Origin of the sequence: Bacillus sp. DNRA2 (genome assembly GCF_012843265.1) — a bacterium.
Lineage (GTDB): Bacteria > Bacillota > Bacilli > Bacillales > Cytobacillaceae > Bacillus_BU.
In genome coordinates, this window is sequence record NZ_JABAIT010000011.1 from 16,838 (window position 1) to 32,656 (window position 15,819).

13 protein-coding genes are annotated in these 15,819 nt (G+C 39.9%); 2 read left to right on the forward strand and 11 right to left on the reverse strand.

The window, feature by feature from the left end; all coding sequences use genetic code 11:
* Positions 1-70 precede the first annotated feature (70 nt).
* Positions 71-814 carry a lipase family protein gene (locus HHO41_RS10915; protein WP_348981261.1) on the reverse strand — a complete coding sequence of 248 codons (744 nt, stop codon included), beginning with the start codon at positions 812-814 and terminating at the stop codon, positions 71-73.
* Positions 815-993: 179 nt separating this feature from the next.
* Here HHO41_RS10915 and HHO41_RS10920 point away from each other — a divergent pair, with 179 nt between their 5' ends.
* Positions 994-1,176, forward strand: a complete 183-nt coding sequence (locus HHO41_RS10920; protein WP_169098442.1) for a DUF2929 family protein — start codon at positions 994-996, stop codon at positions 1,174-1,176.
* A gap of 49 nt (positions 1,177-1,225) precedes the next feature.
* On the opposite strand, the gene clpB is transcribed toward HHO41_RS10920, so the two are convergent.
* From clpB to argC, 9 genes are all read right to left on the reverse strand, one after another.
* Positions 1,226-3,823 (reverse strand): ATP-dependent chaperone ClpB, encoded by a 2,598-nt coding sequence (gene clpB / locus HHO41_RS10925; protein WP_169098444.1) that lies wholly within the window; start codon positions 3,821-3,823, stop codon positions 1,226-1,228.
* A 169-nt stretch (positions 3,824-3,992) separates the two neighbouring features.
* The gene (locus HHO41_RS10930) at positions 3,993-4,172 is read right to left on the reverse strand and encodes a YjzC family protein (protein WP_169098446.1); all 180 of its coding nucleotides are present in this window, start codon (positions 4,170-4,172) and stop codon (positions 3,993-3,995) included.
* A gap of 309 nt (positions 4,173-4,481) precedes the next feature.
* Positions 4,482-5,441 (reverse strand): ornithine carbamoyltransferase, encoded by a 960-nt coding sequence (argF, locus tag HHO41_RS10935; protein ID WP_169098448.1) that lies wholly within the window; start codon positions 5,439-5,441, stop codon positions 4,482-4,484.
* Positions 5,438-8,557 carry a carbamoyl phosphate synthase large subunit gene (locus HHO41_RS10940; protein ID WP_169098450.1) on the reverse strand — a complete coding sequence of 1,040 codons (3,120 nt, stop codon included), beginning with the start codon at positions 8,555-8,557 and terminating at the stop codon, positions 5,438-5,440. The genes argF and HHO41_RS10940 overlap by 4 nt, the downstream gene beginning before the upstream one ends.
* Positions 8,550-9,626 (reverse strand): carbamoyl phosphate synthase small subunit, encoded by a 1,077-nt coding sequence (locus HHO41_RS10945; RefSeq protein WP_169098452.1) that lies wholly within the window; start codon positions 9,624-9,626, stop codon positions 8,550-8,552. The genes HHO41_RS10940 and HHO41_RS10945 overlap by 8 nt, the downstream gene beginning before the upstream one ends.
* 125 nt (positions 9,627-9,751) lie before the next feature.
* The gene (locus HHO41_RS10950; RefSeq protein WP_169098454.1) at positions 9,752-10,909 is read right to left on the reverse strand and encodes an acetylornithine transaminase; all 1,158 of its coding nucleotides are present in this window, start codon (positions 10,907-10,909) and stop codon (positions 9,752-9,754) included.
* On the reverse strand, positions 10,906-11,679 hold the full coding sequence (gene argB, locus HHO41_RS10955) for an acetylglutamate kinase (protein ID WP_169098456.1): 774 nt from the start codon (positions 11,677-11,679) through the stop codon (positions 10,906-10,908). The genes HHO41_RS10950 and argB overlap by 4 nt, the downstream gene beginning before the upstream one ends.
* Before the next feature lie 17 nt (positions 11,680-11,696).
* Positions 11,697-12,929, reverse strand: coding sequence for a bifunctional ornithine acetyltransferase/N-acetylglutamate synthase (gene argJ, locus HHO41_RS10960; RefSeq protein ID WP_169098458.1), 1,233 nt, complete (start codon positions 12,927-12,929; stop codon positions 11,697-11,699).
* Positions 12,930-12,942: 13 nt separating this feature from the next.
* Positions 12,943-13,977, reverse strand: coding sequence for an N-acetyl-gamma-glutamyl-phosphate reductase (gene argC, locus HHO41_RS10965; RefSeq protein ID WP_169098460.1), 1,035 nt, complete (start codon positions 13,975-13,977; stop codon positions 12,943-12,945).
* A 320-nt stretch (positions 13,978-14,297) separates the two neighbouring features.
* Here argC and HHO41_RS10970 point away from each other — a divergent pair, with 320 nt between their 5' ends.
* The gene (locus HHO41_RS10970; protein WP_169098462.1) at positions 14,298-14,990 is read left to right on the forward strand and encodes a Crp/Fnr family transcriptional regulator; all 693 of its coding nucleotides are present in this window, start codon (positions 14,298-14,300) and stop codon (positions 14,988-14,990) included.
* Positions 14,991-15,090: 100 nt separating this feature from the next.
* Here the strand turns inward: HHO41_RS10970 and HHO41_RS10975 are convergent, their stop codons facing one another.
* The gene (locus HHO41_RS10975) at positions 15,091-15,810 is read right to left on the reverse strand and encodes a YwiC-like family protein (RefSeq protein WP_169098464.1); all 720 of its coding nucleotides are present in this window, start codon (positions 15,808-15,810) and stop codon (positions 15,091-15,093) included.
* Positions 15,811-15,819 lie beyond the last annotated feature (9 nt).

Here is a 15,819-nt window from a genome sequence, read left to right on the forward strand (position 1 = left end):
ACTTTACCTCCCTGCGCAATGCCTCATGGTATCCTATGCACAGGGAGAGGAGAATTTGCTTTATTTTTCATTACAATTCCGTTTCAAAGCTTTTATAGAAATCACAAGTGTACTGTTTTAGCTGCGTCATTTTTTCTGGTAGCAAATAACTAACAGAAATGACTGCACCATCCTGATTAAGTTTTGCCATTAATAAATTAGTCAGTGCTGATTGCTTATAAGCCCTTGATCCGTTTAAAAGATGAATGATTTTCATCGGAGCACTTGTTGATAGTGAATCAATTTCCTCCATCCCCTCTATCATGGCTTCAACTTGTTTAGGGTCAATTTCATAAGCCGCTGCAATCTCTCGTGTCAGTTTTTTATAGAAAAATTTATGTTCCTTTTCATGTTCCAATTGACTTTTTAATGAATATATCGGATTGACCAAAACGATTGAACGAATTTTCCCCTTCAGTTCCTCAAGTAATCTGAGTGCAACTAATGCGCCCATTCCTTCTGCAAATATATGGATTTTTTCATTAAGAATTTCCCTGCGAATGACATAATAGTAAAGTTGCTTCGCGAGCTTTGTTGCTTTGTTCGAACCCCAATGCTTTCCATATAAATTAGAGTAAAATGCAGTATAGCCTTTTTCCTTAAAATGATTAATGAGCGTTAGTCTGCCTTCATTTTGCGTCCAAAAATTCAAATCCTTTTCGACAAAACTTCTTTCATCACCAATAATGAGGATACCGAAACCATTAGGCTGGTAGGGATAATGAACAATACTCCATTCGGTATCCAATTGGAAGTTCCGGTTCTCCATTACCATAAAATTACCCCTTTTAGTGTGGATTCATATTAATGTATGAAGGTGTTCGAGATTTGAATGGGAGGTTTGCCTATTAGTTCAACGAAATGGATAAACTAAACTTGACAGAAAAATTATTTAATTATTAAGAATGATATGGTAAGATGAGATGAGGAATACATAAGTAAGAGGTGATTTCGGTGAAATACTTTTGGACTTTATTCTGGACTTTAATCCTAATTGAAATGGTTGTATATGTAGGTAGCTCGATGATTGGGACTGAATTCGATGCTATGACTGGTGTACTTATTGCTGTACCAGCAACTTTGTTACTTTACATCATTCCTGCAATCATTCCAAACGATCCAGTAGAAAAACATTAAGAATTTTTGTTTGAAAAAAGCTGACTCCTTCGAGCCAGCTTTTTTTAGTTTAGATTTCAACATCTAATCTGTTATCCTTCACCACGATATTAACAGGATGTTCTCCGGTAATTTTCCCGGCAATGATCAGCTTAGCAAGCTTCGTTTCCAACTCTCGTTGAATATAGCGTTTGAGCGGACGAGCTCCATATACAGGATCAAAACCATTTTCAGCAATAAAATTCTTTGCACCATCAGTCATATTTAAACGTATTTGTTGGTCAGCAAGGCGTTCTTGAAGCTCAGCCACCAATTTGACGACGATTCCTTTAATTTCGCTTAAGCCAAGCGGTTTAAACAACAGCAATTCGTCGACCCGGTTAAGAAATTCAGGTCGGAAATGATTTCTTAACGTTCCCATCACTCGTTCCCGTGTTTCTTCAGAAATATCCCCATTATTGTTGATGGCATCTTCAATTAATAAATGTGAACCAAGATTACTTGTCATAATAATGACGGTATTTTTGAAATCCACCGTGCGTCCATGGGAATCGGTGATTCTACCATCATCAAGCATTTGTAGTAGGATGTTAAATACCTCTGGATGCGCCTTTTCGATTTCGTCTAAAAGAATAACGGAATACGGCTTACGTCTGACAGCCTCTGTCAATTGTCCGCCTTCTTCATAGCCCACATAACCTGGAGGTGCGCCAATCAGTCTTGATACTGCATGCTTTTCCATGTATTCGGACATATCGATGCGAATCATTTGTTCTTCGCTATCAAACAAAGCTTGTGCGAGTGTTTTTGCAAGTTCAGTTTTTCCGACACCAGTTGGTCCAAGAAAAATGAACGAACCAATTGGCCGATTCGGGTCCTTAATTCCTGCCCGTGCTCGGAGTACGGCATTTGCCACTAATTCAATCGCTTCATCTTGACCAATAACTCGTTCATGAAGGATGCTCTCAAGTCTCAGTAACTTTTCTCGTTCACCCTCGACAAGCTTTGTAACTGGAATACCCGTCCAGCGGGCAACGATAGAGGCAATCTCCTCTTCGGTTACTTCTTCTCTGAGCAACTTTGTCTCTTGATGCTCGGTAACTGCATCCTCTAGCTGCTTTAGATCCTTTTCAGCCTGCGGAATTTTTCCATACCGAAGCTCAGAAGCCTTGTTTAAATCGTAATTATTTTCAGCATCCTCCAGCTCGCGGCGTAACTTTTCAAGTATAGCTCTCTGCTCGCTTACCTTTTGAATTCCTTCTTTCTCATTTTGCCAGCGAGCTTTCATGATGTTTGCTTTATCCTGTAATTCAGCCAACTCTTTTTTTAAAGTTTCAAGACGCTGTTGACTTTGCGGATCCGTCTCTTTTTGTAATGCAGCTTCCTCGATTTCAAGCTGCATCACTCTGCGCACGACTTCATCAATTTCAGTTGGCATTGAATCGATTTCGGTTCTAATCATCGCACACGCTTCATCAACAAGATCAATCGCTTTATCTGGAAGGAACCGATCAGTAATATAGCGATCAGAAAGAGTTGCAGCCGCTACTAAAGCACGGTCGTGAATATTTACTCCATGATGAATCTCAAATCTTTCCTTTAAGCCCCGCAAAATTGAAATCGTATCTTCAACATCAGGCTCTTGGACTAGGACCTGTTGAAAGCGGCGCTCAAGTGCAGGGTCTTTTTCAATATATTTTCTGTGCTCATCCAATGTGGTTGCCCCGATACAGTGTAGCTCTCCTCGTGCCAGCATTGGTTTAAGCATATTGCCTGCATCCATAGCTCCTTCAGATTTACCGGCACCAACAATGGTATGAAGCTCATCAATGAAGAGGAGGATTTTTCCTTCGCTCTTTTTGACTTCATTTAACACAGCTTTTAAGCGCTCTTCAAATTCGCCCCGAAATTTTGCTCCGGCAATTAACGCACTCATATCGAGAGCAAAGATGGTTTTGTCCTTTAAACCCTCTGGAACGTCTTTACGAACAATTCGTTGGGCCAATCCTTCAACGATTGCTGTTTTCCCAACACCTGGTTCACCGATTAGTACCGGATTGTTCTTTGTTTTCCGTGATAAAATTCTAATCACATGGCGGATTTCACTGTCACGGCCGATCACGGGATCAATTTTCCCCGTTCTAACTTCTGCAACCAAATCGCGGCCATATTTCTTTAATGCATCATAGGTTGATTCTGGATTTTGTGAAGTCACCCTTTGATTCCCCCTAATTTCTTTTATTGCTGTTAACAGCTTTTCTTTCGTAAGTTTTAGTTGTTGTAAAATTTTACCTGTTTCTGTTTTGGAATGAATTACCGCAAGCAGCACATGCTCAATCGATAAGTATTCATCGGTAAATTGCTTCATTTCCTTTTCCGCATCCGTCATTAGACGTTGCAGGTTTGCGGAAATATAAATATTCTGCCCTGAGGCACCAGAGCCGGTGACGCGTGGCTTTTTATCGAGCGCCCTTTGTAATTCCTGCTTAAATGCTGCTGGAGCAGAGTTTAATCTTTCGAGCACACTGGATACTAGATTATCGTCTGTTGATAGAATCGTTAAAAATAAATGAATATCATCAATTTCTTGATGGTTATTTTCGCGAGCAAGAGTTTGGGCTGACAGCAATGCGGTTTGAAGCCGCTCCGTCATTTTGTTTAAATCCATTTTAATATCCTCCTTACTGCTAGTGGCTAAAGGTCTATCTGGACTCACGCTTGTAGTGCATGTTATTTATTAGTTTGACCTTTCCTGACCTTTATGTATATTATATTCCTATTTTTCCAAAAAATAAAGCCATCCAGGAGTGGATGGCTAAGTTTGTTTTGGACAAAGTTTAAGGTCTACGCTTATATGACCAAACCCTGTCATCATTTGAGTTTTCCGGGAATTTGTCTCCTGCTTTTAAACGAATCATTTTCGGGTTGTTGACTTGATCGCCAGAATCTCCAATCTCGATATATACTCCGTTATTTGGCGCTTTATGTCCTGATTTAAATTGCCTGTTTTGGCCCATTTGGTTCAACCTCCTTAGCTGAATGGTTCATTTGCTATTATCTCCAGTTAAGTTGGGATTGTTAGCAGCCAAAATTAGGATATTAAGTGGGCCGTTCAAATTTTATCCGCCAAAATCGGGACTTTATCCGACGTTTCAAGCTGTTTATCCGACGATTTTGGCCAGTTATCCGACTTTTACAGGCGTTTATCCGCCGAATTTTGCTATTTATCCGCTTTTCGACTAAATTCGACACAACCAGCAACATCCCTGCAAAAACTTAAAAAGACCAACCAGCACAAACAAGTGCCGATTGGTCTTTACCTAACATTAATCTTTTAAGATTTCCACCAACAACGCTTTTTGAGCGTGTAATCTGTTGCCTGCCTGCTCAAAAATAACTGAGTTAGGACCGTCGATTACGCTAGTGCTTACCTCTTCTTCTCTGTGTGCTGGTAAACAATGCAAGAAAATGTAATCTGGTTTAGCATGCTTCACAAGCTCATCATTGATTTGGAAGCCTTCGAATGCTTTTAATCTGATTTCGTTTTCTTTTTCCTGTCCCATGCTAGTCCATACATCCGCATAAACTGCGTCTGCATCAGTAATCGCCTCGACTGGGTCATTTGTGATGACCACTTTAGCGCCACTTTCAGCTGCAAAGCCCTGAACCGCTTCAACAACTGTAGCATCTGGCTCATAGCCTTTCGGTGAGGCAACCGCAATATCCATACCCATTTTTGCACAAGCGATCATTAAGGAATGTGCCACGTTGTTTCCATCACCAATGTATGCCATTTTCAAGCCAGCGAACTTACCTTTTTGCTCATATACCGTTTGCAGGTCAGCCAGTGCTTGGCATGGGTGGTACAAGTCTGTTAAGCCGTTAATGACAGGAATCGAAGCATGTTCAGCCAATTCTTCAATGATGGAATGTGAGAAAGTACGAATCATAATCCCATCGATATAGTGAGACATCACTTTCGCTGTATCTGAAATTGGCTCGCCTCTGCCAATTTGTAAATCCTTACTGTTCATCACGATGGCTTGACCGCCTAATTGCAGCATCCCTGCCTCAAAAGAGACACGCGTTCTTGTTGATGATTTTTCAAAAATCATCCCAAGAATTTTGCCTGCGAGAGGCTTGCCATGATCAATACCAGCAAGCTTTTCTTGCTTTAATTTAATAGCGTTGTCTACTAATGCTTGAATTGTCTGAGGTGGAAGGTCCTTTAATGTTAATAAATCTTTTCCTTTAAGTTGTGTATCGTATACACTTGTTTGAGTCATCCTACCGTCACGTCCTTATTTATGGATTGATGCCAATGGCTGATTGATTGAACTTGCCAATCCTTCACTGCCACTGCAATTAAGAAAGCTTTTGCTGTTTCTTTTTCAGTAAAAGTTAATATTCGGTTACGCGTTGCGATTTGGCGCGCTTTAATATCTGTTGCTTGTTTTTGAGTATTGAAAAAGGCAATCGTCTGACCATCTTTAAGTGCCTCTTCTAATTCTTCTGTTTGCACGATTTCGATATTTGCTTGTTTTGCCAATTGTGTGAGTTCTGTTACATCATCCAATGGACTACAAACGAGCTTTCCACCATTTATAGAATTTTTCACGTTCACATGAAGCCATTTTGCTAATGCTTCACTTATACTACCTGCAATACTGATACCTTCACCGGTCGATTTCATTTCCGGACCAACTTTTGAATCTAAACCATGAAGGGCATAGTTTGAGAATACAGGATACTTAATTGTAATAAACGGCAAGGAAACTGGCTTGTTTTGCTCAGCACGATTAGCCAAAGATAGTTTTCCAAGTAAGATTTTCGTTGCGATTTGCACGAGTGGTTGTCCTGTTACCTTACTAACAATCGGCACGGTACGACTAGCTCGTGGATTCACTTCTAATACTAACACAGATTTGTCTGTAACAATAAATTGAATATTCATTAAACCTTTATAGTGGAGTTTTCTCACGATTTTTTCCGCATAAGTTAACATCGTTTGTTCTGTCTCAGTTGAAAAACTTTGTGCCGGTAAAATCGACATACTATCACCAGAGTGAACACCCGTTTTTTCGATGTGCTCAACAATAGTTGGCACCAAAATATTTTCGCCATCTGCAGCTAAATCGAGTTCAGCCTCTTGAGCGTAAATATACTGGTCAACCAGAATGGGATAAGAAACGGAACCATTTGCTAATTTTTTCTCAAGCTCAGCTTTATTTTTCAGAACTTCCATCCCTCTACCACCAATTACATAGGATGGACGAAGCAAAATTGGGTAGCCAAGATCCTCTACACATGCCAATAATTCCGCTTCGTTATTGGCAATGTCACCGCGGACACGTGGGATTTCAAGCTCATCAAGTAACTGATAAAAGCGTTCGCGGTCCTCCAATAAATCAATCATTTCTGAACTTGTGCCAAGCAGATTTACACCATATGCTTCAAGCTCATCAGCGAGATTCAATGCCGTTTGTCCGCCTAATTGGACAATCACATCGCTAATTCCTTCTGCTTCCATTACATTTAAAACTGATTCGATCGTTAATGGCTCAAAATAGAGCTTATCAGCTGTGGCAAAATCAGTACTCACTGTTTCCGGATTATTATTAATCATAATTGTTTCTATGTTTTCATCCTTTAACGCTAATACTCCGTGCACTGAACAGTAGTCAAACTCAATTCCTTGACCAATACGGATTGGGCCACTTCCAATAATTAGAACCTTTTGTTTTTCGGATGGACTTTGTTCATTTTCACCACTATAGCTGGAATAGTAATAATTAGAGACTGAATGGAATTCTGCAGCACATGTATCAACCATTTTATAGGCAGGTAAAACGCTAAAGCCTTTTCTTAATTTTCGGACATCACTTTCAGTAATAGCCCATACACCAGCTAAGAATTTGTCCCCAAAGCCTTTATTCTTATAAAGTTGAAGGGCTTCCTTTGTAACTGTTTCACTAGTTGTTTTTACGATTTCTGCCTCAAGGCCGATAAGCTTTTTAAAGCGTGTCAGGTAAAATAAATCTATTTTGGTTTGCTGGTGAATTTCTTCGATCTCCACACCACGACGGATTAATTCAAAGATGACAAACAAGCGCTCATCCGTTTGCGCAAGCATCATTTCCTGAAGCTGTTCAACTGACTGATTTTTCAGGCTTGGTAAAATCAAGTCCTGATTGTCAATTTCCAAAGAATGAATCGCCTTAAACAATGAGCGTTCCAGATTACGATCAATTCCCATGACTTCTCCGGTTGCCTTCATTTGCGTACCTAGCTTGCGGTTGACTTGTGGGAACTTATCAAATGCCCATTTTGGAAATTTAACGACTACGTAATCAAGAGCTGGTTCAAAGCTCGCAAACGTTTCACCGGTAACCGGATTAATGATTTCAGATAAGGAATAACCGACAGCAAGCTTAGCGGCCATGCGAGCAATTGGATAACCGGTAGCCTTTGAAGCCAATGCCGATGAACGGCTGACCCGTGGATTTACTTCAATTAAGTAATATTGTTTGCTGTATGGGTCAAGCGCAAACTGTATATTGCAGCCACCGACGATTTTGAGTGCCGAAATGATTTTAATAGATGCCGTACGCAGCATTTGGTATTCGTCATCCGTTAATGTTTGCGATGGTGCGACAACAATTGAGTCACCGGTATGAATGCCTACCGGGTCGATATTTTCCATATTACAAACAGTAATACATGTATTTGCTGCGTCACGCATTACTTCATATTCAACTTCCTTGAAACCAGCGATGCTTTTTTCAATTAAGCACTGGTTAATCGCACTTTCAGATAAACCGCTTGTGACGAGGCTCGTTAGCTCGTCAAAATTATTGGCAATTCCCCCGCCAGTTCCACCGAGAGTATAGGCTGGGCGAATGATAATCGGAAAACCAATTTCGTTGGCAAATTGAACTGCCTCTTCTTTTGTATGAACAATTGTACTTTCTGGGACAGGTTCACCAAGCTCGTTCATCAATGCCCGGAAGGCTTCTCGGTCCTCCCCTTTTTTAATCGAATCAATCGAAGTTCCAAGGAGCTTTACTCCGTATTTTTCAATAATGCCCGCTTCGCTAAGACGGAAAGCAAGGTTTAGTCCAACCTGTCCGCCTATGGTTGCTAGCATTCCGTCTGGACGTTCTTTCGCTATGATTTTTTCTAGGCTTTCAACCGTAAGCGGTTCAAAATAAACGAAATCTGCACAAAATTCATCAGTCATAATGGTTGCCGGGTTGTTGTTAACAAGGATGACGCGATAACCTTCTTCCTTAAGCGCCATACAAGCCTGAGTGCCGGCATAATCAAATTCTGCTGCCTGACCAATGACGATTGGTCCCGAACCGATTACAAGAATGGATTTTATACTAGTGTCTTTAGGCATACGTAGCAACTCTCCCGTTATTTTTAACTAAATCGATAAATTCATCAAAGATGTATTCACTATCACTTGGTCCTGGATTTGCTTCCGGATGAAATTGGACTGTACGTAATGGCAATGTATCATGAGTTAACCCTTCAACAGAACGATCATGCAAATTATAAAACCGTGTTTGCAATCCTGTTCCAAATAAACTGTCTTCATGCACCACATAGCTATGATTTTGCGAAGACATGAAAACATGATTAGTCACTAAGTCACAGACCGGATGATTCGCACCGCGATGTCCAAACGTTAGCTTTGCTGTATCAGCACCTAATGCCAATGCAGTAAGCTGGTGTCCAAGACAAATTCCAAGCGTTGGATATTTATGAACAAGTTGATTAATTTTTGTCAATTCACTCTGAACATCCTTGGGATCTCCAGGTCCGTTTGAAAGTAAAATTCCATCTGGCTTTAACGCAGCAATGTCAGCAAAGCTCGTATGGAATGGAACTACGGTTACTTGGCAATTGCGATTGAGGAGAGACGCAACGATAGAATGCTTAAAGCCAAAATCGACAACAACTATATGGTGGTCGCCTGCACCAAGTTTCACAATTTCCTTTGTGGACACTTCTTCTACTTTACAATTGTTTTTCAAAGTGATTTCCGCTTCGCTCACCTCTCCTTTGGAGATAACCGCAGGCATCGAGCCTTTATCGCGAATTTTTTTCACAAGCGCTCGCGTATCAATTTCATCGAGCAATGGAATATTCCACTTATCCAAATATTGCTTTAGTGAGTATTTTGCTTGATAATGAAACACTTCTTCATTTGCCTCGTAGACAATAACGCCAGCAACATGTGGCATCGAACTTTCGAAATCAGCTTCATTAATCCCGTAATTTCCGATTAGTGGATACGTAAAAACAACAATTTGATCTTTATAAGAAGGATCTGTTAATACTTCTTGAAAACCGGTCATGCCTGTATAAAAAACCACTTCCCCGAAGGCTTCTGTTAAGTTCGTATTGGTCTTCCATTTTCCTTCAAAAACTTCCCCACTTGATAATTTTAAGATCCCGCGCATATTTTTACACCTCGAAGGTTTTTGTATAAATATATCATACAAATTTATATTTATGCATTTATTTTTATAAAAAATCTGCCTCTGTCTCAAAAAAAACATAAGACAGGGGCAAATTCATACATTTTTTATGCTTTCACTACATCACTTTTTTTAAGAACTGTTGCAATGGTTTTTACAGCTTCATCGATTTCCGCAGTAGTAACCGTTAATGGAGGTAATAAACGAATTACTTTTTCGCCCGCCTGCAAGAGGATTAAGCCTTGATTGCGAAGCTCGCTTAACAGCGGTGCTACAGCCAGGTCACACTCAATCCCAATCATGAGGCCAAGGCCACGTACCTCTTTTACAAAAGAAACATCCTGTAAATGAGTTTGTAATTGGCTTGTTAAATATTTACCTTTTTCTTGAACGTTTTCTAAAAGCCCGCTGTTAAAGATTTCAGTCATTGTTGCAATTGCTGCAGCAATTGACACAGGGTTTCCACCGAATGTAGAACCGTGACTACCCGGTCCAAAATATTCACTAAGATTTTCTCTGCCGATTACAGCTCCGATTGGAAAACCACTTCCCAAACCTTTAGCAGATGTGACAATATCCGGCGTTAAGCCGAAATGTTGGAACGCAAATGGTTTACCTGTTCGACCTATTCCTGTTTGAATTTCATCGATAACAAATAATGCACCATTTTCTTTACAAAGCGCTTCTACTCCATGAAAGAATTCTTGGTCTCCAACATGGATTCCACCTTCACCTTGTATCACCTCGAGCATGACTGCTGCAACATCATCGCCGATCGCAGCTTTAACCGCGTCGAGATCGTTATACGGAACATATACAAATTTTTCGAGCATTGGTCCAAATCCATGCTTGATTTTATCTTGACCAGTAGCAGACATCGTTGCAAATGTACGACCATGGAATGAATTTAAGAAGGTAATAATTTTTGTTCGGCCAGTCGCCTTTCTTGCAAGTTTGATAGCTCCTTCATTTGCCTCGGCGCCACTGTTTGCAAAGAATACTCGGTCCATCCCAGCCGCCTCTGCTAGTTTTGTTGCAGCTTCTTCCTGCTTGGAGTTTGTAAATAAATTTGAAACATGCCAGTATTGATTGATTTGCTCAAGCACAGCCTGTTGAACTTTTTCCGGTCTGTGGCCAATATTGCAAACGCCGATTCCTGACGTAAAATCTAAATATTTTTTTCCATTAATATCGATCATCCAGCTCCCTTGGGCAGAGGCTGGTTCAATTTCCCAACGGCCATAGGTTTGAAATAAATTGCTCATTTAATCATCGGCTCCTTTTTAGTCACACTAGTGCCGTGCCATTTTTCATTTTGATAAAACGGATTTTTTCCGGAGACAATCATCACAGAATCAACGCCCTTTTCAACCGTAGCTAACGCTGATTGAACTTTTGGAATCATTCCTCCGCTAATTTCCCCATTCTCAATATATGTGTTAATTTCAGATGCGGTTAGGCATTCGGCCAATTTACCTTCAATTAAAACGCCATCGACATTGGTTACAAATAGGCATTGCTCAGCGTTTAATGCCTTAGCTACAGCCGCAGCTGCATAATCGGCATTAATATTCAGCTTAGCGCAGTCTTTAGAAATACCGATTGGCGTTACAACCGGAATGTAATTTTGCGCAATTAACAACTGAAGTAAATTTGTATTCACTTCAGTAATTTCACCAACATAACCAAGCTCTTCCTGGTTAATGAATTCAGCGTTTAACAGCTTTCCGTCACTGCCATTTATACCAATGGCATTAAAGTTATGACTTGAAAGTAGCGACACTAATTTGCGGTTTGTTTGACCTGCTAACGTCATTTCTACAACCTTCAACGTATCAAGCCCTGTTTTTCTCAATCCGTTCACAAACTCAGGCTTTACATTATATAACGCGAGCATTTCATTGATATCTGGGCCTCCGCCGTGTACAAACACGAGCTTATAGCCTTGATTTTGCAGTTCATTAAGGCTTTGGTAAAATCCTGAAGCTAGTTCATCTATCACGCTTCCGCCTAGTTTTATGACAACAATCTTCATTTCTCTCTCCCCTAACGTTACGAACGATAGCTGGCATTGATTTTGACATAATCGTAGGACAAATCACAGCCCCATGCCTTTCCATAGCCTTCTCCGTAATGAAGATCTACGAAAATTTGAATAAAGTCCTGTTTTAAATAGTCTAGCGCTTGTTCCTCTGAAAACTTCTGTGGCTCGCTGTTTTGCAGCATCTTGATTGGTCCAATCGCCACATCGACCGTGTTAGGGTCAAGACTTGCTTTACTTTGTCCGATCGCGCCAATAATTCTACCCCAGTTGGCATCAGCACCGTATACAGCTGTTTTAACAAGGCTTGAACCAACAATTTGCTTAGCAACCCAGCGTGCTTCTGAATCATTGATAGCACCTTTCACTTCAACTTCTACTAGCTTTGTAGCTCCTTCGCCGTCTTTGGCAATTTGCTTTGCCAAACTCTCACAGCTTGCTCTTAATAATTCAACAAAGGTTTCCCAGTCTTGATGATCCGGTGTTAATGGGTTATTTTCAGCCATTCCATTAGCCATTACAAGGACCATATCATTGGTTGAGGTATCACCATCAACCGTAATTTGATTAAAGGTTTGATCAGTAACTTGTTTTAAGGCTAGTGAAAGATTTTCTGACGAAATATTGGCGTCTGTTGTTAAGAAGGCTAGCATCGTCGCCATATTCGGATGAATCATTCCTGACCCCTTTGAAGTACCACCCATGCTTACGGTTTTACCATCTATTTCTGCTGAATAACAGCATGTTTTCATCACTAAATCGGTTGTTAAAATGGCTGTCTGAAAGCTATCACCATCAGAAGCTAATTTTCCAAGTGATAACGCTAAAATCCCAGCTTCGATTCTTTCCATTGGTAAACATTCGCCAATAACACCTGTAGAAGCTACAGCAACTTGTGTCTCCTTCAAACCAAACTTCTTAGCGGTTAAGTTGCGCATTTTCACAGCATCCTCATAGCCTTGTTTACCAGTGCAGGCATTGGCACAACCACTGTTGACAACAACTGCCTGAAGCTGACCTTCTTCAGCAATGCTCTCTTGCGTTACCTTAATGGGCGCTGCTTGAAATAAATTTGTTGTATAAACAGCTGCACTACTTGCGGGCTTTTCGCTTAAAATAACCCCTAAATCAAGTTTTGTATAGCGAATCCCAGCTGCAACTGCTCCAGTTTGAAACCCAAGCGGAGTTAAAATACCACCATTTTCAACTGTTTTGATTTTATCTACTGCGGATAATGTTTGCATCCGTTCTTCCTCCTTAAGGAAACAAAGGGACAAAGTCTAATCCTGTACGCTCATCTAAACCGTTCATAATGTTTGCGTTTTGAATCGCCTGACCTGCTGCACCTTTGATTAAGTTATCAATTACTGAAACAATTGTTAAACGACCTGTTCTTTCATCAACATGAACGCCGATATCACAGAAATTTGACCCGCTCACTTCTTTGATTTCAGGGAAGTTGCCAACAGGACGAATTTTCACGAATGGTTGATCTTGATATTTTTCATTATATAAAGCAATGATGTCCTCAGTACTTACTGATTTTGTAAGCTTTAAATACATAGTTGCCATGATTCCTCGTGTAATCGGTAATAAATGGGTATTAAAACTGATTGGCTCAACGGCACCATTCCAAAACCGCAGTTGTTGTTCAACTTCTGGGATGTGCTGATGCTGATTCACTTTGTATATACGCAAGTTCTCATTAATTTCCGCAAAACTCAAGTTCTTCGCAGCGGTTCGCCCAGCTCCTGATGCTCCTGATTTTGCATCTACGATAATCATTGTCGGATCAACCAGGTTTTCTTGAATGACTGGAGCTAAACCTAGCAACGTTGCTGTAGGATAGCAGCCTGGATTCGATAATAGCTTGGCTTCAGCAATTTTCGCTTTATTCCATTCAGGTAGTCCGTATACTGCCTTTTCCAAAATTCCCGCTCCAGCAGGCTCATGTTTGTACCATTCACGGTAGACGTTGCCGTCCTTCAACCGTAAATCACCTGATAAATCTACGATTTGAATGCCTGTTTCCAAAAATTCCGGAACAAGCTTCGAAGATACTCCGTGTGGTGTTGCCAAAAAAACAATATCTGAATGTTTGGCGATCTTTTCAGGATTAATTTTTTCAAGATGAATGTCTGAGATACCATGTAAGTGCGGAAATTCCTTAGCTAAAGGAATTTCATCGCGTGTAGTATGAACAGATTGTATATTGAATACGGGATGATGATGCAAAAGTCGAAACAGTTCGCCACCGCCATATCCTGTCGTTCCTATAATAGATACGTTCATTTTGCTCCCCCTATAATCACAAAAATGTATATTTAATCATTTTATCTTATAATTATAAATTCATGATTCTATAATTATAAAAATTTAGAAAAATAAAATCAATATGTTTTTAAATAATATGTGAACACGCAAGCAAACTCATTGATTGATTGGTATAGTTTCTACTATAATTATAGTGAAATAATTCAATACCTTAATTAACTTATATTTATTTTTTCATCACATCACGAACCTAATGTATTGAATTTTATATAGATGTTCTAGTTGCTGCCAATTGAACATATTAACTGTGCGATTCGCACAAAAAGGTGGTAATGAGTATGAGTACAATGACTGGACTCTCCAAAGGTCTTACAGAATTGTTTCAATCAATTCAACATATACAAAAAATCGAAAAAGGGACATTTTTATTTCAGGAGGATGCACCCGCTAACGAATTATTTATCGTTCATAGCGGTACTGTTCAAGTGAGTAAAATCGTCCCAGATGGACGTGAGCTTACCCTTAGAATGTGCGAACAAGGTGATATTATCGGGGAGCTATCCATATTTAATTCTACACAAAGATATATGGTAACCGGAAAAGTCATCAACGGTGGTGAAGTTGCTGTCATTACTAAACAGCAATTAGAAAGTAAATTATCCACCAATCACATCCTTGCCCTTGAATTTGTTAAATGGATGAGCCTTCAACAACAAAAAACGCAGACAAAGTTTCGGGATCTAATTTTAAATGGGAAAAAGGGCGCCTTGTATTCAACCCTGATTCGCCTTGCTAATAGTTATGGTGTCAAAACAGACGATGGTATTCACTTAAATATTAATCTTACCAATCAAGAATTGGCAAATTTTTGCGGTACCTCTCGTGAAGTAGTGAATCGGTTTTTAAGTGAGCTAAGAAAAAACAAAATCATTTCTGCCAATAAGGGAATGATTACCATCCACAATCTATATTATATCAAACGAGAAATCGATTGCGAGAACTGTCCCATCGAAATATGTAATATCTCATAGAGCATACTGCAAAAAACCCCCAGCGAAGATTGTTAACCTCGCTGGGGGTTTTCTCGTAAATAAGGAGCTAACCTTCAAGGCTAGCTCCTTATCTTGTATTTTATAGGAAAATTGCAGCGACTATGAGTAGGAAAAAGATGGCTGCGTTTACGATTTCATAAATCCCAACTTGCTTAGCTGAATACGGTTTGCCATACATATAAATCGCTCGAGCTAGGCTTGGAATAAACGCGATGGCAACGACCCATTCGCCAAGCACAGCCCAAATCATTGGCACAATCACATGGTACCCCCATGAAACCCACTTAAACTGCTGATTCTTCTTCTCACGAATCATCGTTTTTACGTAGAAAGTACTACCTGTAAAGAATAGGATAGAAGCAATAAAAATCAAAATCGTGTTTTCATTAATACTACCATTGTAAAAATAGCTGCTCGCAAGCCCGGCAATTGAAAAGGTCAAAATGGCACTAACATCGTTTAAGAAGGCACGATCATTATTTTTACTAGAAAAATAAGCATTAATGAAAAAGAACGGAATCATAATGAGTCCAAAATATATGATGGATGGTCTAGTAATTAACACAATAAATAACAGTAGAACTGCAGGGATGAAATAAATCACAGCCCACTTTGTATAAAACGGAATCTTTTTCTTTTTAAATAATAAAAGCAACGGATAAGTTGCTAAATAAAGGAATAACCAGCCAAAAAAGAAGGGAATGTGCTGCCATTGGAAGCCTGAAGCGGCTACGCCAAGCCAAAATGGTATAATAAGCATCGCCCAAGCACCATGCTGTTTTGGTAAAAATAATTGCATGCGAATCAC